This is a genomic window from Pseudarthrobacter sp. rb, assembly GCF_056389225.1.
The window spans coordinates 48,796-71,800 of record NZ_JBWJAR010000009.1; the positions used below are offsets into that span (position 1 = coordinate 48,796).

At 65.5% G+C, this 23,005-nt stretch carries 22 protein-coding genes and 1 pseudogene; 11 read left to right on the top strand and 12 right to left on the bottom strand.

From position 1 onward, the window contains the following. From ACWRN3_RS13530 to ACWRN3_RS13555, 6 genes and pseudogenes are all read left to right on the top strand, one after another. Positions 1-861 carry an SDR family oxidoreductase gene (locus tag ACWRN3_RS13530; RefSeq protein ID WP_476740940.1) on the top strand — a complete coding sequence of 287 codons (861 nt, stop codon included), beginning with the start codon at positions 1-3 and terminating at the stop codon, positions 859-861. A gap of 69 nt (positions 862-930) precedes the next feature. After that, entirely contained in the window at positions 931-1,326 is a 396-nt protein-coding gene (locus ACWRN3_RS13535) for a DUF1622 domain-containing protein (RefSeq protein ID WP_324644309.1), read from the top strand. 528 nt (positions 1,327-1,854) lie between these two features. Further along, positions 1,855-2,706 (top strand): annotated as a pseudogene (locus tag ACWRN3_RS13540) (DUF222 domain-containing protein); the annotation flags it as partial. A gap of 350 nt (positions 2,707-3,056) precedes the next feature. After that, positions 3,057-3,362 (top strand): HNH endonuclease, encoded by a 306-nt coding sequence (locus ACWRN3_RS13545; protein WP_476741019.1) that lies wholly within the window; start codon positions 3,057-3,059, stop codon positions 3,360-3,362. After that, positions 3,304-4,083, top strand: coding sequence for an isocitrate lyase/PEP mutase family protein (locus ACWRN3_RS13550; RefSeq protein WP_476740941.1), 780 nt, complete (start codon positions 3,304-3,306; stop codon positions 4,081-4,083). The genes ACWRN3_RS13545 and ACWRN3_RS13550 overlap by 59 nt, the downstream gene beginning before the upstream one ends. 58 nt (positions 4,084-4,141) lie before the next feature. Beyond that, positions 4,142-4,951 carry a YqjF family protein gene (locus ACWRN3_RS13555; RefSeq protein WP_476740942.1) on the top strand — a complete coding sequence of 270 codons (810 nt, stop codon included), beginning with the start codon at positions 4,142-4,144 and terminating at the stop codon, positions 4,949-4,951. Here the strand turns inward: ACWRN3_RS13555 and ACWRN3_RS13560 are convergent. Both ACWRN3_RS13560 and ACWRN3_RS13565 read right to left on the bottom strand, forming a co-directional pair. Then, entirely contained in the window at positions 4,948-5,283 is a 336-nt protein-coding gene (locus ACWRN3_RS13560) for a hypothetical protein (protein WP_476740943.1), read from the bottom strand. The two genes, ACWRN3_RS13555 and ACWRN3_RS13560, sit on opposite strands and share 4 nt — an antisense overlap. A gap of 46 nt (positions 5,284-5,329) precedes the next feature. Beyond that, entirely contained in the window at positions 5,330-7,762 is a 2,433-nt protein-coding gene (locus ACWRN3_RS13565; protein ID WP_476740944.1) for a Tex family protein, read from the bottom strand. A 130-nt stretch (positions 7,763-7,892) separates the two neighbouring features. Between ACWRN3_RS13565 and ACWRN3_RS13570 the strand changes: the two genes are divergently transcribed. Continuing rightward, a complete protein-coding gene (locus ACWRN3_RS13570; RefSeq protein ID WP_141157959.1) occupies positions 7,893-8,210 on the top strand; it encodes a hypothetical protein in 318 nt (105 codons plus the stop codon). Positions 8,211-8,443: 233 nt separating this feature from the next. Here the strand turns inward: ACWRN3_RS13570 and ACWRN3_RS13575 are convergent, their stop codons facing one another. The 4 genes from ACWRN3_RS13575 to ACWRN3_RS13590 all read right to left on the bottom strand — a co-directional run bounded on the left by ACWRN3_RS13575 (position 8,444) and on the right by ACWRN3_RS13590 (position 13,154). Continuing rightward, complete coding sequence (locus ACWRN3_RS13575) at positions 8,444-9,514, bottom strand: alkene reductase (protein WP_324644306.1); 1,071 nt, start codon at positions 9,512-9,514, stop codon at positions 8,444-8,446. Positions 9,515-9,628: 114 nt separating this feature from the next. Next, positions 9,629-10,363, bottom strand: a complete 735-nt coding sequence (locus ACWRN3_RS13580; protein ID WP_324644304.1) for a PKD domain-containing protein — start codon at positions 10,361-10,363, stop codon at positions 9,629-9,631. A 188-nt stretch (positions 10,364-10,551) separates the two neighbouring features. After that, on the bottom strand, positions 10,552-11,220 hold the full coding sequence (locus ACWRN3_RS13585) for a DUF6318 family protein (RefSeq protein WP_476740945.1): 669 nt from the start codon (positions 11,218-11,220) through the stop codon (positions 10,552-10,554). A 206-nt stretch (positions 11,221-11,426) separates the two neighbouring features. After that, a complete protein-coding gene (locus ACWRN3_RS13590) occupies positions 11,427-13,154 on the bottom strand; it encodes a purine-cytosine permease family protein (protein WP_476740946.1) in 1,728 nt (575 codons plus the stop codon). A 186-nt stretch (positions 13,155-13,340) separates the two neighbouring features. Between ACWRN3_RS13590 and ACWRN3_RS13595 the strand changes: the two genes are divergently transcribed. Next, positions 13,341-13,775: a pyridoxamine 5'-phosphate oxidase family protein gene (locus ACWRN3_RS13595; protein WP_224025138.1), complete on the top strand. Its 435-nt coding sequence runs from the start codon at positions 13,341-13,343 to the stop codon at positions 13,773-13,775. Positions 13,776-13,794: 19 nt separating this feature from the next. Then, the gene (locus ACWRN3_RS13600; RefSeq protein WP_476740947.1) at positions 13,795-14,253 is read left to right on the top strand and encodes a very short patch repair endonuclease; all 459 of its coding nucleotides are present in this window, start codon (positions 13,795-13,797) and stop codon (positions 14,251-14,253) included. A gap of 136 nt (positions 14,254-14,389) precedes the next feature. On the opposite strand, the gene ACWRN3_RS13605 is transcribed toward ACWRN3_RS13600, so the two are convergent. Next, the gene (locus ACWRN3_RS13605; protein WP_476741020.1) at positions 14,390-15,574 is read right to left on the bottom strand and encodes a glycosyl hydrolase; all 1,185 of its coding nucleotides are present in this window, start codon (positions 15,572-15,574) and stop codon (positions 14,390-14,392) included. Between the two features lie 277 nt (positions 15,575-15,851). Here ACWRN3_RS13605 and ACWRN3_RS13610 point away from each other — a divergent pair, with 277 nt between their 5' ends. Further along, positions 15,852-16,262 carry an Hpt domain-containing protein gene (locus ACWRN3_RS13610; protein ID WP_324644297.1) on the top strand — a complete coding sequence of 137 codons (411 nt, stop codon included), beginning with the start codon at positions 15,852-15,854 and terminating at the stop codon, positions 16,260-16,262. Here the strand turns inward: ACWRN3_RS13610 and ACWRN3_RS13615 are convergent. Continuing rightward, a complete protein-coding gene (locus ACWRN3_RS13615; protein WP_324644295.1) occupies positions 16,235-16,999 on the bottom strand; it encodes a response regulator transcription factor in 765 nt (254 codons plus the stop codon). The two genes, ACWRN3_RS13610 and ACWRN3_RS13615, sit on opposite strands and share 28 nt — an antisense overlap. Positions 17,000-17,093: 94 nt before the next feature. Here ACWRN3_RS13615 and ACWRN3_RS13620 point away from each other — a divergent pair, with 94 nt between their 5' ends. After that, complete coding sequence (locus ACWRN3_RS13620) at positions 17,094-18,758, top strand: sensor histidine kinase (protein WP_476740948.1); 1,665 nt, start codon at positions 17,094-17,096, stop codon at positions 18,756-18,758. Here the strand turns inward: ACWRN3_RS13620 and ACWRN3_RS13625 are convergent. The 4 genes from ACWRN3_RS13625 to ACWRN3_RS13640 all read right to left on the bottom strand — a co-directional run bounded on the left by ACWRN3_RS13625 (position 18,727) and on the right by ACWRN3_RS13640 (position 23,000). Next, positions 18,727-19,971 carry a 5-methylcytosine restriction system specificity protein McrC gene (locus ACWRN3_RS13625; protein WP_476740949.1) on the bottom strand — a complete coding sequence of 415 codons (1,245 nt, stop codon included), beginning with the start codon at positions 19,969-19,971 and terminating at the stop codon, positions 18,727-18,729. The genes ACWRN3_RS13620 and ACWRN3_RS13625 overlap by 32 nt on opposite strands. After that, positions 19,958-22,189, bottom strand: a complete 2,232-nt coding sequence (locus ACWRN3_RS13630; RefSeq protein ID WP_476740950.1) for an McrB family protein — start codon at positions 22,187-22,189, stop codon at positions 19,958-19,960. The genes ACWRN3_RS13625 and ACWRN3_RS13630 overlap by 14 nt, the downstream gene beginning before the upstream one ends. Before the next feature lie 70 nt (positions 22,190-22,259). Further along, complete coding sequence (locus tag ACWRN3_RS13635; protein WP_476740951.1) at positions 22,260-22,517, bottom strand: PLD nuclease N-terminal domain-containing protein; 258 nt, start codon at positions 22,515-22,517, stop codon at positions 22,260-22,262. A gap of 66 nt (positions 22,518-22,583) precedes the next feature. Beyond that, positions 22,584-23,000: an acyl-CoA thioesterase gene (locus tag ACWRN3_RS13640; protein WP_324644290.1), complete on the bottom strand. Its 417-nt coding sequence runs from the start codon at positions 22,998-23,000 to the stop codon at positions 22,584-22,586. Positions 23,001-23,005 lie beyond the last annotated feature (5 nt).

A 23,005-nucleotide genomic window follows, 5' to 3' on the forward strand; every position in this document is an offset into this window, starting at 1 on the left:
ATGACGGTTCTGTTGGCGGGGTGCGGGGACCTGGGCACCGAGGCTGGGCTGCGGTTTGCTGCCCTGGGCCACCGGGTTGTGGGCTGGCGCCGCTCCCCCGCGAAACTGCCGGCGGCGATCGAAGGTGCCGCGGCTGACCTGGGATCGAAAGACCTGCCGCCCGTCCCCGCGGACACCACCGCCGTCGTCATCGCTGTTGCTGCTGACTCCCCTGCCGAGGAGGCATACCGCGCTGCGTATGTACGCGGCGTGGAAAACGTCCTTGATGCCCTGGAGCGTGACCAGGTGTCGCCTGAGCGGATCATCTTTGTGTCCTCCACTGCCGTTTACGGGGACGCGGGTGGCGGCTGGGTGGATGAGTCCACCGCAGCGGAGCCGGGCGGGTTTTCCGGCCGGGTGTTGTTGGAAGCCGAGGGGCTCCTGCAGGCCAGGCTCTCGGGGACCCGTACAGCCGGCGTCTCGCTCAGGCTGGGAGGCATCTACGGGCCGGGACGGACGCGCCTGATTGACCAGGTGAAGACGGGCTCTGCCGTGATCCATGAAGACGTGCGCTACACCAACCGGATCCACCGCGACGACGCCGCGGCTGCCATCGTGCATCTTGCCGGGATGGCAGCTGTACCGGGCCCCGTATACATCGGCGTGGACAACGAGCCGGCCGACCTCGGCGCGGTGTTGCGATTCCTGGCAGCTGAACTCGGCTTCCCTGAACCCAAGGTGGGTGACGCAGGACCTGCCCGCGGGGGCAACAAGCGCTGCCGTAACGATCTCCTCCGCAGCGCTGGATTTTCCTTCACGTTTCCGACGTTCCGGGAAGGGTACAGGGACGTTATAGCGGGGAACGGCGTCCGCCATCCGTGACTGAGTCCGCCGTCCCCTGACCACTGCCAGGGCCCGCTGGGCGGGCCTTGGCCTTAGTTGAGGCAGGGCATGGAATTTCGGCAGATTATTGAGACGGTTGGGCAGCTGGTCGACTTCGCCGGAGTTGCCGTGATGGTGATCGGCGCGGTGGTCTCCCTCCCGCTGGCGATCCGTGGTCATCAGCCCCGGCAGCTTCCGCCAAGTGCTGAAAAGCTGAGTTTTTACCGCTCCTACCGGCAGCTGCTGGGCAGATCCATTCTGCTGGGCCTGGAACTGCTCGTCGCTGCCGACATCATCCGCACCGTTGCCGTCACGCCCACGTTCGCCAGCGTCGGGGTGCTGGCCATCATCGTGCTGATCAGGACGTTCCTCAGCTTTTCCCTGGAGCTGGAAATCACCGGGCGCTGGCCGTGGCAGAAGGGACCCTCAGCGGCCCGTGCCGGGTCCACCGCCGCCGCCGGCTGAGGTCCGCCGCCCGCGTTTTCCACATAGGGGTTTTGGGGGGTCTTCATTGTCGGTGGTGGCTGGCAGAGTGAGGTTATGGAGGCCATTGGGGAGCATCTTGGTGTGGTGTACGGCGGGAAAGCGTACGACGCCGGCAGTGGGCTGCCGCACCCGGCCCACCTTCACGCGGTCCCCGGTGCGGAGGAGCCTCCACAGCCATCAGCCGCCGGACCCGGTCAGCCGGATGTATTGAATGAGCTGGCCTCACAGTTGGCAGTCGCTGCCCTGGCCGCCCCGGACGTGCTGGCGTCTGCCTCCTACCTCGAAGCCGCCGAGTTCGCCGCCCGCGCCGAGGACCTCGCCCGGAGGGTGGAGTACCTGCAACTCCTGAGCGCCGCGGCGGTGGACCGGACCCGCGCCCAGGCCATCACCGACGCCGCAGCCACGGCCCGCGCCAACGGGTCCGGGGAGTGGACCAGCCGGTGGGACACCAACGGTGTCGAAACCCTGAACACCTCCCCCACGAATGGTGCTGACCGGTCCGCCGCCATGGTTGAGACCGACGCGACCTGGCCCAACCCGCCCACGCGTCCAGGCCGCCCGGTGGTGTCACCGGCCGAAGACGGGTGCCGGAACACCGCAGAGTTCCTCCGCCTGCGCCTGCGGATCCCCATCCGCGAAGCCCGCCGCCGCCTCACCCTCGCCCACCAGGTCCTCCCAGCCACCAGCCTCACCGGCGAACCACTCCCACCAACCCGGCCCCACCTCGCCGCCGCCCTCACACCCGCCGGCACTGATACCCCCGCCAACTCCGAATCCATCACCGAGGCCGGCACCTGGCCCGGGTCGGCTCAGGGCCCGGCCGTGTCCTCGCACGCCGCGACCATCATCGCCGCCACCCTGGACCGCCTCCAGCACCACACCACGGCAGAGACCCTGGACACGATCGAACACCACCTCACCACAGCCGCCACCACCACCGACCCTGACTTCCTCACCCGCCTGGCCCAACGCTGGACGGACACCATCGACGCCGACGGCTCCGAACCCACCGAAGAAGCCCTCCGCCACACCCAAGGCGCCTTCATCCGCAAACCCCGCCACGGCCTTCACCACCTCGAAATCTTCGCCACCACCGACCAATACGAACACCTCCTCACCGTCATGAATACCGCCACCAACCCACGCACCACCGCCGGCACAGCAACGAGTCCAGACAGCCGAGGCAGTTCAGGCAATCCAGGCCGGCCAGGCAGTTCCGAGACCCCGGCGGCGAACAACACAACAGAACACGGCGCAAGCGAGCACACCGCGCTTCCCAACCTGGACCGGCGCACCCGCGCCCAGAAACAACTCGACGGCCTCATCACCGCCGCCAAAACCGCCCTCGCCACCAACACCCTGCCCATAACCGGCGGCAATCGACCCCAAATCATTGCCACTATCAACTACCAAGACCTCTTCCCCACCAACCCCGTCACGTCCGCCACCTTGGCAGGAAAAGACCACAGCGTGGAAACAGGGACCGGGACCTTCGCCTTCACCGGACCCGTCCCCGCCGCCACCCTCCGCAAATCGCCTGCGACGCCGACATCATCCCCGCCCTCCTGGGCACCGCGGGCGAAATCCTCGACCTCGGACGCAAAACCCGCCTCTTCACCTCCGCCCAACGCACCGCCCTCATCACCCGCGACCAAGGCTGCGCCTTCCCCAACTGCACCATCCCCGCACCCTGGTGCGAAGCCCACCACATCACCTACTGGTCCCACGGCGGACCCACCACCACCAACAACGGCGTCCTGCTCTGCAGCCACCACCACCACGTCATCCACAAAGAACAATGGACTATCACCACCACCCCCGGCACACCCGCCTTCGTCCCCCCACCCCACATCGACCCCACCCAAAAACCCCAACAAAACCACTACTTCAAACCACCCCCGCCACCCCAACCACCACACCGCAGAGTGTCCAAAGACTGTCCGTTAGGCTTCACCCATGACCGAAAACAGCAGCGCAAAAGCCTCCGAACTTCTCCGCCTCCACCAGGCCCCTGAGATCCTCCAAGTGGTCAACGTGTGGGATGCCATCACAGCCAAAGTCATCACGGACATCCCGGGAACCACTGCCCTGGCAACGGCAAGCCACTCGATCGCCGCCACGCTGGGCTACGAGGACGGCGAGAACATTCCCGTCGACGAGATGATCAGCTTTGTGGGCCGCATCGCGGCCGCCACCCACCTGCCGGTCAGCGCTGACCTTGAGTCCGGCTACGGGAACCCTGGGGAGACAACCCGCAAGGCCATCGGAGTCGGAATTGTTGGCGCCAATATCGAGGACCAGATGCGCCCGCTCGAGGACGCGGTGAACCAGATGGCAGCCGTTGTGCATGCCGGCGCTGCAGAGGGAATTGACTTCGTCCTGAACGCGCGGACCGACGCCTTCCTCAAGGGCAAGGACCGGGACCCTGAAGACGTTCTTGCGGATGCCATCGCACGCGGCAAGGCCTTCCTGGACGTCGGTGCCACCACGGTCTTCGTCCCGGGCCTTTTGGACGAGCCCACGGTCACGGCCCTGGTGGAAGGCATCGGCTGGAACAAGGTCTCGGTCATTAACGTGCCCGGGTCCCTGCCTCCGGCGAAGCTGCAGGAACTGGGCGTGGCCCGCATTTCGTACGGTCCCTGGACCCAGCGGGTGGCGCTGACTGCCCTGGCTGACACAGCTGCCGAACTTCTCGCCGGTGGCCAGCTTCCAGAAGGCACACGTCCGCTGAACTGAGAGCTGCGGGGCGGAAACCAGGAGCTTCGCCACCTGGACCGAGCGAAGGAGTGGGAGCTTGACCGGAAACCTGAATACCGCGGGAGTGTGGCCGCGGCCGCCGGCACTTCCCAGGCCGGTATTTTCCGACCAGCGGTGGCTTGATGCCGTCTTCCTTCACTGGCGCATTCCGGAGGCTGCCGCCGCCGCGTTCATGCCGGAGGGAGTCCAACCCGATGTGTTCGACGGTAGTTCCTGGGTTGGCCTGATCGGCTTCCGCATGGAGCAGGCAGCGCTTGGGCGAGGCCCCGGCATCCCATATCTGGGAAGCTTCAACGAGGTGAACGTCCGGCTTTACTCCCGCGAGCCGGACGGCACCCGCGGAGTGGTGTTCCTGAGCCTGGACGCAGACCGGCTGCCCGTTGTCCTGGCGACCCGGGCTGCCGGGATTCCCTACGTGTGGTCGCACATCCGGCAATGGCCTCCCTTTCCGGGGTACGGCGGGGGACGGCAGCACGCCACCGGCGCGGCCGGAACACCCGGCGGCCGGAATGGATCTGCCGTTGGTTACTCGGTACGCCGGCTGGGCGCCACTGCCGCCCGAAGCAACTTTGGGGTCATCCCCAAGCTGCACACCGCGGCAGCCGACCCTTTATCCATCTTCCTGACCGCCAGATACGGCATGCACGGCCGCTTCCACGGCAGAACCATCTATGTTCCGAACACGCACCACGAGTGGCCGCTCTTCGGCGCTGAGGTCCACCAGCTCAACGATGGATTGGTAGGAGCCGCCGGGATCAGCGTCAGCGGTCCGCCAGAGTCCGCCCTTTACTCCCCGGGGGTCCGGACAAGGTTCGGCAGGCCGCGCACGCTGGAGAGCGCCGGCTAAAGACCCGCGTCCTGGACGTCCTGCCAGCCCTGGCCTTCTCTGAACGTGCTCACCAAGGTACCCACGCCTGCCTGGAGGGAGTCAGAGGGATCGAAGTACAGGGATGCTTCCGACGCGCGGCTGTGGGTAATCAGCTGTTCGGCCTCGAGCTTCGCCTCGGGCACGGTTGCGCCGACGATTCCGGTGCGGGCCGGGAGAACCGGTGTGTGCACCACGTCGGCGTCCGTCTGGGTCAGCGGAACCGTGGTGCCGGTGTTGATCTCATCGTTGGGGAACTCGAACTCGGCATCGCCGGGGGCAACGGGAACGGTGTACTCCAGGAAATAGGTCATACCCCACCCTTGCAGAAAAGCCGTCACCGCCAAAAGACCTGGTGGACTACTTGCCCAGGCCGGCCTTTCGAAGTGCCTCGGCCATGGCCGTGTTGACGGGTTGGGATGCGGGGCTCGACCTGACACTCCCACCGGACGTGCCTGATCCCTGCTTCCCCTGCTGTTGGCGGTCCGGACGCCCGGAACGCTCGGTCTTTCGGCTCCCAGAATCGCGCCGACCGGAACCTGAATCACGCCGGCCTGAACTCGCGCCGCCGCCGGCGGGTTCGTCGTCAAGCCTCAACGTGAGCGAAATCCGCTTCCGCTCCGGATCCGCCTCCAGTACCTTCACCCGGACTACCTGGCCGGACTTCACCACCTCGCGCGGATCGGACACAAAGCGGTTGGACAGGGCGGAAACGTGGACCAAGCCGTCCTGGTGGACTCCAACATCCACGAACGCCCCAAATGCCGCAACGTTGGTTACCGTTCCTTCGAGAATCATGCCCGGCACCAGGTCCGAGATCTTCTCAACGCCTTCGGAGAACGTGGCGGCGGCAAAGGCGGGCCGGGGGTCACGGCCAGGCTTGTCCAGTTCAGCGAGGATGTCCTTGACGGTGGGCAGGCCGAACGTGCCGTCGACGAACTTCTGCGGGTCCAGGGACGAGGCTGGGGCGGAACCGGCGGCAACGAGGATCTTCCTCGCCACGGCGTAGGACTCCGGGTGCACGCTTGAGGCGTCCAGCGGCTCGGCTCCGCCGGTGATCCTCAGGAATCCCGCGCACTGTTCGAACGCCTTGGCGCCCAACCGCGGCACTTTCTTGAGGTCGGTCCGCTTGCTGAAGGGTCCGTGCTCGTTCCGGTAGGCCACGATGTTTTCGCTCAACAGGGGCCCGACGCCGGCAACCCGGCTCAGCAGCGCAGGCGAGGCAGTGTTGACGTCAACACCCACGGCGTTCACGCAGTCCTCCACCACGGCGTCCAGGCTCCGGTCCAGTTTCGACGCGGTCACATCATGCTGGTACTGGCCTACACCAATGGACTTGGGATCGATCTTCACGAGTTCGGCGAGCGGATCCTGCAGGCGGCGGGCAATGGACACGGCCCCGCGAAGCGAAACATCCATTCCCGGCAGTTCAGCGGCGGCGAGCGCGGAGGCGGAGTAGACGGACGCGCCGGCCTCGGACACCACGATTTTCTGGGGTTTCCGGTCCACCTCCGGAAGCAGCTTGATCAGTTCGGCAGCCAGTTTGTCCGTTTCGCGTGAGGCGGTCCCGTTGCCGATGGCCACAAGTTCGACGGCGTGCTGGCGCGCCAAACGCGCCAAGGTGGCCAGGGCTTCGTCCCATTTCCGGGCCGGGGCGTGCGGGTAGACCGTATCGGTGGCCACCACCTTCCCGGTGCCGTCAACCACGGCAACTTTCACCCCGGTCCGCAGTCCCGGGTCGAGGCCCAGCGTGGCACGGTTTCCGGCTGGGGCGGCCAGCAGGACGTCCCTGAGGTTGGCGGCGAACACCCGGACCGCTTCGTCCTCCGCTGCGGCGAACAACCGGGCGCGGAGGTCGGACGTGAGGCGGGCCAGCACGCGTGAACGCCAGGCCACCTGGGCTGTCTGCATCAGCCATGCGTCGGCGGGACGGCCACGGTCGGCGACCCCGAGGAACCTGGCAACTGCGGACTCGTAGCGGGCGCGGGCGGCGGTGAGGGCGGCGTCGTCCGATGGGTCGGCTTCGGCGAGGTCCAGCTCAAGGACGCCGTCCTTCTCCCCGCGGAACAACGCGAGCACACGGTGGGACGGCATCCGGTCCGGCGCCTGCGCGAACTCGAAGTAATCGGCGAACTTCTGGCCTTCGGCTTCCTTGCCCTTTTTGACGCGGGAGACCATCCGGCCCTGCGTCCACATCCTGTCCCGCAGGTTTGCGGCGAGGTCAGGGTCCTGCGCCACGCGCTCCACAAGGATGGCCCGGGCCCCGGCGAGCGCGGCGGCGGGGTCACCGATGGCGTGGTCACTGTTGAGGTACTTCCGGGCTTCGTGTTCGGGGTCCAGGTCCGGCCGCTTCAGCAGCGCATCGGCGAGCGGCTCCAGCCCGGCCTCCCGGGCGATCTGGGCCTTGGTCCGGCGCTTGGACTTGAACGGGAGGTAGATGTCTTCGAGCCGCGACTTGGTGTCCGCGGCCAGGATCGCCTTGCGCAGTTCGGGCGTCAGCTGGCCCTGCGCCTCAATTGCTTCGAGGACTGCACCGCGGCGGTCTGCCAGTTCGCGGAGGTAGCGCAGGCGTTCGTCGAGGTCACGGAGCTGCGTGTCGTCCAGCGTGCCGGTGGCTTCCTTGCGGTACCGGGCGATGAACGGAACCGTTGCCCCGCCGTCGAGCAATCCAACCGCGGCCTTTACCTGCCAGGCCTTGACCCCCAGTTCGTCAGCGATCTGGGCGAAGATCGCGTCGTCCTCCGATGCGCGGGAGGGGGCGGAGACGGCGGAAGGTGCAGGCAGTTGAGTCACCAGAACATCTTGCCTTACCGCGCTGCCGGGCTCCACCAGGCGCCATGCGGATGGGGATTCAGCAGGGCCCGGGAGGGTATTCCGCTGGGCCCGGCAAAGTGCTGTAGTGGACATGCCGTTACTGGCGCCCATGCTCGAGGAAGAGGCCATCATGCGGGAACTGCTTGTGGTGTTTCAGGAGGGGTTCGACGAGGCTAACGTCACCGTGACCGTCAACGGCAAGGAAGTGCGCCGGGACCTGGGAATCTCGACCAATCCGCTGCTCGGCATCGCATCCGAGGTGTCCGTGGAGTTGCCGGCAAAGGGCGCACAGGTGGGAGTTGAGGTCACGAATCGGGGGTTGAAAGCCATTACCAAGGTCAGTGGGAAACCCAAGAGCGTGCTGGTTTCGATCGAGGATGGGCGCCTGCTGATGAAGGAAGGCACAGGCCGCGAGGCCGTTCTGTAGCTAACGTCCAGGTGGGAAAACTGGCTCTGGTAAGAGTCCATTCGTTGGAGTAGCATCTGATCACCGCCGGCTTCCAGTGGAGTCCGGCGGGCCACACAAGTCTTCAGCCGGGGGTCGTCGGATGGCCTCCGGCGCCGCTGTCCGGGACCAGCACCCCTGACACCCAACGACGGCGGCACCCATGATGGGTGCCGCCGTCGTTGTTTTATCCGGGTCGGCGGGTGGGCCGCCGCTCAGCCCTGGTACAGCGGGTAATCCGTGTAACCGGTGGCGCCCTCCGCGTAGAACGTGGATGCGTCGGGCTCGTTGAGCGGAAGGCTTTCCTTCCAGCGCCGTGCAAGGTCCGGGTTGGCGATGGCGGGACGTCCCACCACAACGGCGTCTGCGTGGCCTTCCGCCACCAGGTTCACGGCTTCTTCGCGCGTGGTGATCACGCCGAAGCCGGTGTTCACCAGGAAAGTGCCGCCGAAGCGTGCACGAAGGTCCTGGACAAGTTCGCCGGTGGGCTCGTGGTGCAGGATGCTCAGGTATGCCAGGTTGAGCGGCGCGATGCTGTCCACGAGGACCTCGTAGGTGGCACGAACGTCCGCTGCGTCCGTCTCGGCGATGCCCTGCACGTTGTGCTCAGGGGAAATGCGCACGCCCACGCGGTTCGCGCCAAGGGCTGCCACGACGGCGTTGATGGTTTCGATGACGAATCGGGCGCGGTTTTCCGGTGATCCGCCGTAGCTGTCCGTCCGGACGTTGGAGTTTGGCGCCAGGAACTCGTGCAGGAGGTAGCCGTTGGCCGCGTGCAGTTCCACGCCGTCGAACCCTGCCTCGATGGCGTTCAGCGAGGCGTTGACGAATTCCTGGATGACCATGGGGAGTTCGTCGGTGGTGAGGGCGTGCGGCACCGGGTACGGCTTCTTGCCGGCAGGAGTCCGGACGTCGCCGTCAATGGCTACGGCGCTGGGAGCCACGATGGGCAGCCCACCGGTGATGTCGGAGTGGGAAACGCGGCCGCCATGCATGATCTGGGCGAACATGCGCCCGCCTTCGGCGTGGACGGCGTCGGTAACCGTCTTCCAACCTGCAACCTGTTCTTCGGTGACGATACCGGGCTGGCCCGGGTAGGCCTGGCCGGCCGGGGTGGGGTACGTGCCCTCACTGACGATCAGGCCCAGGGAGGCGCGCTGGCGGTAGTGCTCGGCCAGGAGCGGCCCGGGGATGCCTTTCTCACCCGCACGGAGGCGGGTCAGGGGTGCCATCACCAGGCGGTTGGGAAGTTCAAGTTCGCCGAGGGTGAGTGGGGAAAACAGCATGCGCAGTTCCTTTCGAAGGCTTAAGACGTACTGTCTTTGCCAACTGTGGGGCGCGTGCAACTATTCCGGACTTGCGCCGGTGCGACGGGGATCACAGGTTTTTCGGTCCCCGCGCTATCCCCCAACGCCCGGGCAGCCCTGTCCCTGCGGATTGGCATTGCAGTCGTCGGCGTAGTTGCGCGTTATCGAACGCCACACACTGATGGTTTGCGGTGGCGCGTTGAACTGGCCTTGGCCGGGGATCGGCAGCGGCGGCCCGGAGTTCACCGAGTACGTGCCCTGGAACGAGGTGGTCAGGACAACCTGGAAATCGCCCGTGGAGGCATACGCGTGGCTGGTGCGGGTCTTCTCGCCCCACCGGTCCTGCGGCAACGGGCCACCCATGGAAGGCTGCGGGCCGAAGACTGTTCCGTCTCCGTAGTTCCACGTGTACTGCACGGGCGTGGCTACCACGTGGACTTTCTGGCCGAACATGGTGATGTCGAACTGCTGTTCAGCCGCTTCCGCGTAGAAATTCGTCTCGGCGCCCCGGAGGGTGTTGGGGCTGGGCTGGGCCACGACCGCCCCGGCGCTGACCGGGAGGTTCTGGAACTGCCGCTGGATATCCGCGGCGATCCTGGGCAGGAGGTCCTCGGGCTTCGGGTCGTAAAGGCAAGTGGGGCCAGAGTGATGCGCCCAAACAGCCCCCGGCACACCCCGGGGCCGCGACAGCCACATGACCGGGATGCCCTTGGCGCCGTCTTCCCGGTCTTTGCAGTCGAGCTGACGGGCGAGGCAGGGCGTATCGAAGTCGCCTCCGCCGAGATGGCACTGAAGTTCGTACTTGTACTCGTTGGGGTCGGTACTCACGGTGCCGGGTGCAGGCGGAGACATGTGACCGGTGACCGGATCCCTCGTCCACGTGTCGAGATCAATTCCCACTTCACCGAAATCAGCTTCAAGTCCGTCGTCCGCGACTGCAGGAACTGTTGGCACCCCGATGAGAACCAAGGACAGAAGAAGCAGAGTGAAAACGCTTTGCCATCTTGGACCAGGCATCAGCGTATCGGGTGCAGGTCGTTGACGCGCCAAGCGCCATTTACGAAGTCCGCCAGTAGGACATTACCCGTGTTTGAACCATTACTTGCGGCTCTGAATTCTCTACCGCCGGGCTCGTAGTAGCTAACTGGAGTCTGCAGAACCTGCAAAACGACCTGAAAGTTGCCGTCGTCGGATTTCTCAAATGACGTGGTGCTGGCCGGCGTAGTGATCTTTCCACCGGCCAGCCAGCGATCCCCTTGATAGTTAGTGCTCAAGGAAGTCGCCAGCTTCGAGCAGTACTCACAGTTAGCCGAAGTTACAGCCTGCAGGCCTGCAACGTCACCCGTTTGGTAGGCATAGTTCAGCAGCTCAAACCAATACCGCGTAAACGCCTCGAGCCCTTCCTTCGTCTCCGTCTTAGCCACCTCGGGCAGCACAGGCACCGGGACGTTCTGGGCGGGTCCGGAGGCGTCGGCGGGCTTGTAGGCGGCACTCGGCGTTGGGGTGGGAGTGGCGGTGGCGGTGGCGCTGGCAGTGGGTGTCTCCGCCGCCACTTGGGACGAAGTGCCGCCTGGCCCCGGCGACCCTCCGGAGTTGCAGCCGGACAAAGCGAGCGCCAAACCAACAACAAGGGCTGCTGCTCCCGACGGCACAGCGCGGGACGTAAAGGAGTTCTGTGATGTCATGGGCCGCTATTCCCCCAGTAGTTTCAAGACGGCTTGCTCCGAACAGTGCCTTAAGGGTAGCCCACGTCACAATTCCCCGATCAGACTTATCCACAGGTACCGCCCACCGTTTTACCACCGGGTCCGTCCAGCAAAAAGTCATAAAGGGAGCCGGTGCATAAAGTGCACCGGCTCCCCCGTCGATAAAGAATGAAGAAAACAAAACCCTACTTCTGTGCGGGCAGGACCAACTCCCCCGTCTTGTCCGTGGACAAGGCGAGGGACGAAACATACTGCGGACCGCCGTCGGACGCGTCCTGCGCGGACCGCACCATGTCCGGGCGTTCGAACTCCAACCCCGTCACGTGGCAAAGGAGCTTGGCGTCGCTGGGGTTCCCGTCGGCGTCGAACATGGGCAGGTCGATCCCGTCGTCGAATCGCCGGAGATAGAAGCGGCCACGGGTCACCGCCGCCAGCACCGGTGGAAGGACCAGCGCCAGGCCCACCGCAAAGATGGGCGAGTATGGCTGGATCGCGGCTCCAAATGCCCCGAAGAACACGGCAATCGAAACTCCGGCGGAGACCAGCATCGACACGAAGCCAACAGGGTTCACGGCGTACAGCATGCCGCGGCGGAACTCAGGCACCTTGGGGGAAATCTTGAGCAGGTACTTGTTGATGGCAATATCGGACGCCACGGTGACAACCCAGGCGATGGCGCAGTTGGCGTAGAACCCGAGGATGGTGTTGAGGAAGTCGAACATGTTCGCTTCCATCAGGACCAGCGCGATCAGCAGGTTCACCACCACGAACACCATCCGGCCCGGGTAGGTCTTGGTGATGCGCGTGAAGGAGTTGGTCCAGGCCAGCGAGCCGGAGTACGCGTTGGTGACGTTGATCTTGATCTGCGAGATGACCACCAAAACCACCGCAAGCGTCATCGCCAGCCACGCGGGCATCATCTCCTGGTACACGCCCAGGAACTGGTGAACGGGCTCATTGGCCGTGGCGGAGGCGGCAGGATCCAGCGTGGCGATCAGGTAGATGGCAATAAACAGGCCCACGATCTGCTTGATGGCCCCGAAGATCACCCAGCCCGGGCCGGCCAGGATCACTGCGCGCCACCAGGCGCTCCGGTTGGCCTCGGTGCGCGGCGGCATGAACCGGAGGTAGTCGATCTGCTCGGCAATCTGCGCCATCAAGGACAGGCACACGCCGGCGGCGAGCATCACGGACGCAAGGTTGGGGCCGCCGTCGCCGGTCGCTCCGGTGTAGGCGAAGAAGCTGTCGATGCTCTCCGGGTGCGAGACCAGCAGGTAACCCACAGGTACGACCATCAGGAGCAGCCACAGCGGGGTGGTCCACACCTGGAGCTTGGCCAGCGTGTTCATGCCGTAGATGACCAGCGGAATGATGATCACCGTGGACGCGGCGTATCCCAGCCACTGCGGAATGCCCAGCCCCAGCTCCAGCCCCTGCGCCATGATGGAGCCCTCCAGCGCAAAGAAGATGAAAGTGAACGTGGCAAAGATGACGTTGGTGACCACCGACCCGTAGTAGCCAAAGCCGGAGCCCCGGGTGATCAGGTCCAGGTCGATGTTGTAGCGCGCGGCGTAGTACGCCAAGGGAAAGCCGGTGGCGAAGATGACCACGGCCGCCACCAGGATCCCCAGGATCGCGTTGACCGTTCCGTAGGAGATGCCGATGTTCGCCCCGATCGAGAAGTCCGCCAGGTAGGCGATGCCGCCCAGAGCGCTGGTTGCCACCACGCCAGCACTCCACTTGCGGTAGGAGCGCGGCGCGAACCGCAGCGTGTAATCCTCGAGGCTTTCCTCGGTGGCGTTCAGCGCCGCGGTGTTGCCGGCCGTCGGGGTTGCCGGGGAATGTCCGACGACGGCGGCACCGGAGGGTGCCGCCGGTTCCAGTAATTGCGTTGTATCTGTGTCGTTGCCCATTAGGTGCGTCGCTTTCGTTTGCGTTTAGCCGTCACGGCCCTGCGTGCGACGCTATCCAGCGGGAAATACAGTCCGGTCACAGACCTGTTTCCGAACTGTTAAGCCTTGACCGTGCTGTCACAAAGCGGGGGAATAGGGGGCACAAAGCCTCTGGCGCATTTCTACTCCACGTAGAACAATGGCCGCATGATGTTTGAACACGCGGACGGCAATCCTGTCCTGGAACTCGATGATGAGCAGTCGTGGCGGCTTTTGGCGGCGACGCAGCACGGGAGGCTGGTGGTCTCCGTCGCAGGGGAACCGGACATCTTTCCGGTGAATTACGTGACCTCCAACCGGAAGCTCTACCTGCGCACGGCGCCTGGAAACAAACTGGCGCAACTCACCATCAACGCCAAGGTGCTGTTCGAAACGGACGGCATCCTGTCGCAGGAGGCCTGGTCCGTTGTCCTCCGGGGGACGGCAAGGGTCCTCAGCAACTCGGATGAGCTCGCTGCCATCGAAGAACTGGGCCTGAAGACCTGGGTCCCCACGCTCAAGGACTTTTATGTGGAGATCGATCCAACCTCCGTCAGCGGCCGGCACTTCGTGTTCGGCGAACAGCCGGAACGGGAGATCTAGGCCCTCCTAGACTGGAAGGATGCCGGACGATTCCAGCGCGGCCAAGCCCACTGCAGACAAACTCACTCCTGCGCAGCGCAGCTGGAACATGTCCCGGATCCGCGGGAAGAACACCAAACCCGAGCTGCTGGTGCGGCAGCTCCTGCACGCCAGGGGCTACCGGTACCGGCTGCACGGCCGGTCCGGCAGCACCAAACTGCCAGGCAATCCTGACCTCGTCTTCGCCGCCCGGCACAAGGTGATCTTCGTCAATGGCTGCTTCTGGCATTTCCACGACTGCAGGGTGGGTCTGCACGCTCCAAAAGCCAACGCCGAGTTCTGGGCAGCAAAGCGGACCCGGACCCGGGAGCGCGACGCCGGCCAGCGTCGGCAGCTGCAAGACGCCGGCTGGGACGTGCTGACGGTCTGGGAGTGCGAACTGAAGGACCGATCGGCCCTCGAAGCCCAGTTGGTGCATTTCCTCGAAGCCGGCGCCTGAGGGTCCATAAACAGCCAATCTTGAGGAAATCTTTCGCTGCTCCCACCACCGACCTTGATCCTGGCCCGGCAGGATAAACGGGTTGCCGGCGACCAGGCAGCCGCCACTGACCGTTTCGGAGCAGCTATCCTATCCCCTAGCTTCTCCGTGCCAACAGGGCGGACTTGAACGCCGACGCCGACGAGTCACTGCTGTTGATGCGCCAGTCTGTTTCCTTTTGCATGTGGAACCAGACGAAGCCCATCACGTCCGGCTGGGCGGCAAGGTAGGACACCAGGTCCGTGTTCCAGGTCGCTTTGGAACCGCCCAGTTCGCTGGACGCCGTTTCCGCTATCAGCACGGGTTTCCCGGGGGCCAGGGTGCGGAGCTGGGAGATGCCGGGGCCGAGGAGGTCCACGGGGGAAACCCAGCTGCTCCAGGTTTGCGAGGTGCCCCAGTTGTAGCCGTCCAGGGCCACGATGTCCGCGTAGCCCGGGCCCGGGTACAGGCCTGCCAGGTCAGTGGAGCCCCAGTAAGGCACGTTCGGCGACCAAACCCACTGGACGTTGGTGGCACCCGTGGCGGCAACGACGTCGTGCACGTGCCGCCAGGCAGCGACGTAATCTCCGGCCTGGTTGCCGTTGACGCCTTCGGCCCAGGGATACCAGTTGCCGTTCATCTCGTGGGCAAAACGCAGCATGACCGGCTTGCCCCAGGCCGCGAGGGACTGGCCCCACTGGCTGACGTAACCGTCGAAATCCCCGGCAGTAATCCTGGCCAACGAATACGCCGGCTGGTCTACGCCGCCTCCCCACGCCCAGGGCTCCCAGGTGACCAGGGGCGTCGCTCCGCGGGAGCGGACAGCGTCCAGCTCAGTGATGGGCGGGGACTGCAGGAAATCCTTGTAACTCATCACGATGGAAGGGATTTCCCCCGACACTGTGGCCACCTCGTCCAGTTCCGAACTTGCCAGGGGTCCCCCCGGCGTTGCCGCTCCAAAGCGCAAGGCGGCGGAACTGATGGCCGGCGCCGTTGCGGGTGCCGGAGCCGGCGCCGCCTGGACCACGAATGTGGCGGATGCCTTGATGGACGACGTCTTGGCGGTGATGGTGAGGTTCCCGGTGGACGCCGACGGAATGGTGATGCCTGTGCTGAATGCACCCGTCGATGTTGTTTGGAACGCGAACGTGGAGGAACCGACGATCACGGTGCCTGTGGTGGAGGCCTTGAACCCGGTTCCGGTGACGGTCACGGCGGAACCGGCCGGTCCGGAGGTGGGATTGAGCGAAACTTGCGGTGAGGTGGCTGCTGCGCTGGCCGGCTGGATGACGGACACCGCCAGTCCAACCCCGATTATGAGCGCGACAAATAAGGACCTGAGTATTCGGAACACGGCAATCTATCCCCAGATTGAAAGGCGGCCTCGGCCGCCGGTGGCGTCAGTGCAGAAAGCACTGGCCTTGATCTTATGGGCAGAAATCCGCACTCCCATCAAGAAAACCACAATTCTTGCCGAGTCTTCTGCTAGGTCATGGGAACAGTCCTAACCTGAAAAAGAGCAAGCGTTCCGGCCTCACCGCCCAGTTTCCCGAGTCACAAAGCCAGCAGAAAGGAGTGTCATGAGCACATCAGATGATGCCCCCAGGCCGCTGGTAGACCAGTCCGTCCTGGACCGGCTGCGGGACGAACTCGAGGAGGAGGAAGGCTACAGCCGCGTCTTCGTGGGGAACTTCATCGAGTACCTGCCGCAGCGGCTGGGCCGGTTGCGGCTGGCCCTGACCACGGGGGACCTGGAGGGCTCCATGGACGCGGTCCTGAGCCTGAAGACGTCAAGCCAGATGGTGGGAGCCGAGCGCCTGGCCGCACTGGCCTTGGAGCTGGAGAACGAGATCCGGGCCGAGGCCCGCCACGCTGACATGGCGGTGGCGCTGCCCAGGCTGGCCGCCACCTACCTGCGGCCCATCACCCAGTGCAGCAGGCAGACCATGCACCGGCTGCAGGCTCAGTGCTGCCCCGGGGCCAAACGGTAGCCCACCCCGCGAACGGTTTGCAGCCACCGTGGCTGCTGCGGTGAGTCCCCCAGCTTTTTGCGCAGGTTCCCCATGTGGACCTCCACGGAACGTTCGTCTGCCTCGCTGATGTAGCTGCCGACGTCGTAATCCTCGTCGCGGAGCCGCCGCACCAGGTCGGACTTGGTCCTGACCGTCCGTCCTGCTTCCAGGAGCGCGTAAAGGAGTTCGAACTCGGTACGGGTCAGGTTCATCTCCTTGCCGTCAACGGTGACGGTGCGGGAGGCGTAGCTGAGCTCCAGGCCGTTGTGGCTGAAGTTTCCGCGCTCCGGATGGGCCGCGCTGTCCGCGGAGGCATCCACCGAAACTTCGTGCGGATCAGGAACGGACCGCGGCCGGCGCATCATGGCCGCAACCCGCGCGCGGAGCTCCCGCGGGCGGAACGGCTTGGTGAGGTAGTCATCGGCCCCGGATTCGAGCCCGATCAGGGTGTCCAGCTCCTCGGTGCGCGCCGTCAGCATCACGATGTACGCATCCGAAAACTCGCGGATCTGCCGGGAGACCTCAAAGCCGTCGATGTCCGGCAACCCCAGGTCCAGCGTAATGACATCGGGATTAAGGCTCTTGGCCATCAGGACGCCCTCGGCGCCGCCGCTGGCGACGGTTACCTCAAATCCAGCCTGGGTCAGCACAGTGCGAACCAGTTCCCGAATGTCGTGGTCATCTTCGATGACCAGACCCACACGTGCCTCACTCATAGAGCCCCCTCAGTGCCAACGTCTGAAGTATAGCTGGCTGCGGATATCCTGCTGGTATGGTCCCGCACACCCCCACATCCGCGTCCTCCGCGCCATGAGCGACCCCACCGCCTGGTCCTCGGGACGGCTGCGGTTTTTCAAACGGCCCTTCCATGAATACCGGCTGACGGACCGGGTGGCGATGAGCCAGATGCCGCTGTTCGTGACCACCATTTTGACGGCCGTGCTGGTGTGGGCATTCTTCCCGGCCACAATGAACAACCCATTGTTCGTCGCGTTCCTCGTTTCGCAGCTGGCCATCATGGCACTCTGCTACGTCATTCCCTGGGGGCGGCTGCCCTACACCAGTTTCCTGGCGATCCCGCTGCTGGACTTCATCTCCATCGCGGCGGGCAGGGAAGGCGGCCAGGAAAGCCTGACGGGAATCAGCCTGCTGGCCGTGTTCCCCGTCATTTGGCTCTGCGCGTCCGGGTACTACCCGAGGGCCGCGCTGTGGTTCTCTTTCCTTGGCCCGCTGGCCATCATTTGGGTGCCGTTGCTCCTGAAGGAAACTTCCACGCCGCAGGACTTCGCCCGTTCGCTGCTGCTGCCCGTCATGATGCTGGGCATCGGCGTGTCCGTGAGCGTCCTGACGTTGAGCATGATGCGCCAGCAGGAACAGCTGGAAGAAAAGGACGAGCAGCTGCGCGCCAGCCTGCGGACCAGCAAGCGCCAGGAATCGCTGCTGAACACTGTGCTGGATACCGTGCATCTGGGCGTCCTGGCGGTTGATGCCGACGGCCATGACATCCTGATGAACCGGAAGCAGCGGGCCAACCATGAACTGGCCCGGCCAAAGAACATTGCGGACCCCAACGAATCGCAGCTGTTGGTCTACGGCCCGGACCGGAAAACCCTGATCCCCGTCCAGGAGCGTCCGGTGCGCCGCGCCGTCCTGGGGGAAACCTTCACTGATTACCTGGTCTGGCTGGGCGACGGGAAGGACCAGCGGGCACTCGTGACCACGGCACGGGCCATGAAGGACTCCGACGGCAACTTCACCGGCTCGGTGATCGTCTTCAGCGACGTCACCGATCTGGTGAACGCACTCACCGCCAAGGACGACTTCGTCTCCAGCGTCTCCCACGAATTCCGGACCCCGCTGACGTCGATCCTGGGCTACGTTGAGATCCTGCTGGCCGATGATCCGGACGAGCCCGAGCGGGAGATGCTGGAGATCATCCGCCGGAATTCCGAGCGCCTCCTGACCTTGGTGTCAGACCTGCTGGCCAGCCGGAACGGCCAGCTGATCGTCTCACCGGATGCCGTGGATGTTGCCGAGCTGGTGCGCGGCAGCGTGTCCTCGGCGTTGCCACGTGCAGCCGCCGCCGGGGTGGAACTCCGGGCGGAAACCCCGGAACGGCTGGAGGCCCACGTGGACAGCGCCAGGATCTCCCAGGTCCTGGACAACCTGGTGTCCAACGCCATCAAATACTCCCCTGACGGCGGCGAGGTAGTGGTGTCGCTGGCGCGGGAAAACGGCCATTTGGCCTGCCGGGTCAAGGACACGGGGATGGGCATGAGCCCGGAGGACGCCTCCGAGGTGTTCGCCAAGTTCTTCCGGACCAGCAACGTCCGGCGCACCGCCATCCCGGGCGTCGGCCTGGGCCTGCCCATCAGCAAGGCGATCGTGGAAGCCCACGGCGGGACCATCGACGTCGAGAGCACGCTGGGCGAGGGAACGACGTTTACGTTCCGGGTTCCGGTGCAGCGGTCCTGAGCACCTCGCCCCAGGATTGGGAGGCGAGGTCCCGGATGGATGCCAGGATGGCCGAAGGCGGCTGGCTGAGGTCCAGCGGGAACTCCACGATGTCGATGTCGGTGTTCAGGATGCGGCGGAGCTTCATCTCGCCTTTGCCCGCGTAGACCAGCCACGCGGTGGGCACAGCCAGTGCCGTGCAGTGGGCCAGCATCTGGTAGTGGTCGGCCGTCAGCGACGCGCCGGCGTCCGACGCCGCCCGGTACTTGGCGTTGTAGGCCACCACCGGGCGTCCGCCGAGCATGTGGACGGCATCCGGGCGCACGGACAGCCGGTCGGAATCGCGCACCGCCTCGCTGAGGAGGGCGTTGTACCGCAGCCGCAGTTCCCCCGGATATGACGCCATCGCACTGCGCAGTGCCGTTCCCACGAAGTCTTCGAAAACCTGCGCCATGTCCACCACGAACGACGCTGTCAGCTGCCTGCCCTCCCCCGCTTCGGCGGATGCGTTGCGCAGGATCAGCTCCGCCAGCCGCAGCACTGCGTGGTAGCGCAGGTTCATCCTGGTGGGCGTCCACGGCGGCACCGGGGCGCCCGCTGGAAGGCGGGTGACGGCGTCGAGCTTTCCCTTCAGCCGGCGGAGCCGCCCCAGCACCTCGGGCCGGACTCCGGGCACCTGCCCCATCCGTTCCAGGGCGGCGCGCAGGATTCGGTTCTCGGCGATGTCCTCGGTAAATTCGTCGTAGGAGACCTCCAGCGGGACCAGCATGCCGGGGCGGCGGGAGATCTGGTCCGAAATCCGGATCCGGCCCTTGACCGTGCGCAGGGATTCGTCCACGGTGAGGTAGCCCTGCAGGACCCCGCGGCCCAGGGCGCGTTCGGCCAGCTGCGCCAGGGACTCCGCGAGCGCGCTCCACAGCTCCCGGTCCTCGTCCGCCGCCACCAGCTCCGGGCGGAACCCCTGCTCCCCCGCGTAGCTGAGCAAAAACAGGAGCCGGCTGAGCCCCAGCCGGTCCTTGGGCCGGACGTCCAGCTGGAGCGTGGGGGTGCGCACCGAGCCCACCCTGCCCACCGGCTCGATCCGGTACAGCCCCATGCCCATGGGCGAGGCCTTGGCCAACCCGCTGGAATTCAGGAAGGAAGCAGTGGGCGCATCCAGCCGTTCCACCAGCCCGCGGGACAGCTCGTCCAGGACAAGGTGCCGCACGGACGCCCTGGGGTCAGCGCGCTGCAACGCGTCCCAGCAGCTGGTCCAGCCCGAACCGCTCCTCCAGCTGCGCCCGCGTCAGCTGGCCGTGATAGTGCTCCTCCAGCAGCGGCATGAGCTCGTACTTCCAGATCCGGCGCAGACCGGCAGGGGTTTGGGCTGCGGGCTTCATGAAGTAGGACGGGCCGATCATCAGGTCCCGGTCCCACTCGTCAATGGCCCCGTTGAGCGCGTCCAGCAGCAGCGCCGGGGTGGTATCCAGCTGCCTGGCCTGCAGGAACCGGAGCAGGGAGCCCTTGACCGGCTCGGTCTGCGGGTGCAGCTCGATGAAGGAGAAGCGCCGGCGGATGGCCGCGTCCATCATGGCGATGGACCGGTCAGCGGTGTTCATGGTGCCGATGATGTAGAGGTTGTCCGGCAGCGTGAACGGCTCGTTGGGGCTGTACTGCAGGTAGATCCGGTCATCGCGGTACTCCAGCAGGAAATACAGCTCACCGAACACCTTGGCCAGGTTGGCGCGGTTCATCTCATCGATGATCAGGAAGTACGGCTTCTTCTCATTCCCTGGCTTCGCAGCTTCCTCCGCCAGCCGGCGCAGCGGACCGGCCACCAGCTTGAAGGACACCTGGCCTTCATCGGTCTTGTCCGGCCGGTAGCCCTCGAAGAAGTCCTCGTAGGCGTAGGACGGGTGGAACTGGACCAGCTTGACGCGTTCGTCCGTGGTGTCGTCCGCCAGTTCCGCGGCGAGGTGCTTGGCCAGGTAGGTCTTGCCCGTGCCGGGAGGGCCGTAGAGGACCAGCTGGCGGTTTTCCTCCAGCAGGTCGGCGATCTCCTGGAGGGGATCCAGCTCCATGTGCAGCGAGGCTGCGAATTCCTGCGTCAGCGGGCGGAAGCCCTCCTGGACAGGGGGGACGACGGCGGCGCCGTCAGTATCGCCGTCGGGCTCGGTTTCCGCCTCGGCCGGCAGCAGCGCCTGCAGCGCCTGGACCACGCGGGTCACGTCCACCACGATGCCGGGGGTGGCGAGCTGGCGCTGGACATGCCGGGGAAGGCTGGTGGCGGTATGGCCGTCGTCGAACCAGCGCACCTTGCGGCGCAGGCGCCGGTTGTCGTCGTTGTACTCGGGCTCGCCCAGCACGCCGCCCAGCCGTACGGTTCCGGCGTGCTGGTACAGCACCAGGTCCCCGGGCTTCATGACGGTCAGGAAGGCGAAGACCGCGGTCTTGGTGTCCTCGCGTTCCACGTAGCCAAGGTGCTTGTAGTCCTCGTCCACGGCGTGCTGCACCAGGCCGGCGGTGACGCCGGGGTCCAGCGTGCGGAGATGCTCGACGTCGAGGGTCACCTTTTCTTCGCCGTGCCAGGCGGTGAGCAGCTCGGCGTGGTCGCTGTGCGTCCGGAGCAGCCAGGCGCGCCGGCCGGGGTCGCCCACCTTGCGCCACTGGCTGACCAGCTGGCGGGAGTACCAGTCGATCCGCTGGCCGGCCTGCTCGTCCAGGTGCAGCCGGATGCGGTGGATGTCCGCGGTGATGTCCTCTTCCCCGTCGCCTTTCGCCCCTCCCACCAGGGAAGCGAAGGCGTCGCGGATTTCCTGCCGCTCCACGTCCGCCACCACGGGCTCGAAGTAGCTGGGCCACGCCAGGAATTCGATACTCCGGCGGATGGCGGGCTGGTCGTCGGGGGTGGATGCGGCGAGGCGGTGGAACTGCAGGGGGTCTTTGATGGCCGCCTGCACCACAGCAGCCGGCCGCTGGGCAACATTCCGCACGAACCGGCACAGCCACTTCAGGTGGTCCCAGATGGTCCAGTTGAATTCGGCGGTCCGGTCCCGGATCACGCCGTGGTCGGTCATCCCCGCGTACAGTTCCTCGGGAAGTTCCAGCGGCGGCTCCAGCCAGCCGGCGGCTTCGGCCACGCGGGCGCGCTTGACCTTGAGGGACTTCACTTCGTGGGCCAGCGGGAGGGACTGCAGGAAGAGCAGCTCCACGGCCAGCTGTTTTGCTCCCCGGGTGGCACCCTCCAGGTTTTCGCGGAGGTTCGTCATCATCGGGGCCTTGGGGTCGGCGATGCCGCGATCCAGCCGGTCGAGCAGTTCCGCGGCCGCCGGAACGGACCACGTCCTGGTGCGGCCGTCCAGGGGCGAGGCCTTGCCCTGGAGGCCGGGACCCAACACAAACCACGCCGCGTCCTCGATCTCCTGGGAGATGCCGAGGGCGCGGGTCATGGCAACAGTGGCAGTGGGGGTCATGCCCTCAAATTTACAGGGTCAAGCTGGGCGGCCGCTCCACGTTGCCCGGCCGCCCTCCTGCCAGGCAGGGCTAGTTGCCGGTGGCGGAGTGCTTCCGGCCGAAGATGAAGTACCCCATGGGCCCGATGAAATTAACAAAGGACGCCGCCCGCCATGCAGCCTTGGGCCCGTTGATGAGTTCTGCCGGGCGCCGGGAGATGTCCCGCTGGGCGGCAACCAGCAGGGAAACCTGAACCAGGCCCGTCACAATGGTGCCCATCTTGGCACCCGGTGACATTTCCTTCCAGGTCTTCTTCTTTCGGGCGGTGCGGTTCTTGTTGCTGGCCATGAGCGCTTCCTTTCGGTGTACAACGTGGTTCCAGTCCAGTGGGTCCGGTGCAGGCTGTCCAGAGTCTTAGTGCCTGTAGGGGGCCATCCGGTCTTTCTGTTCCTGGCTGAGCCTTTGCACCCGGCCCGTGGCTTCATCCACGAACGCCAGATGACTGCTCGCCTTCACGCAGTCCTCACGGGTAACGGGGTCCTGGAGCAGGTAGTGGATGTCGAAACTGGCGCCCTTGACGGCACCGATCCATACCTGGACCACAGCAGGAACGTTGCGGTATTCAAGTGTCCGGACGTAACGGATCTTGTGGTCCACCACCAGGGCAAGGGTCCCGGCCGGGACCTCATTGAACAGCGACACCGGGGGCTCAATACCCTGAAGGCCCGCACCCCGCGGCGGTCCGAAAGCTGCGATCCGGGCCTCCTCCAGCATCCGAACGATCTGGACGTTGTTGATGTGGCCATAGGCGTCCATGTCGCCCCAGCGCATCGGCA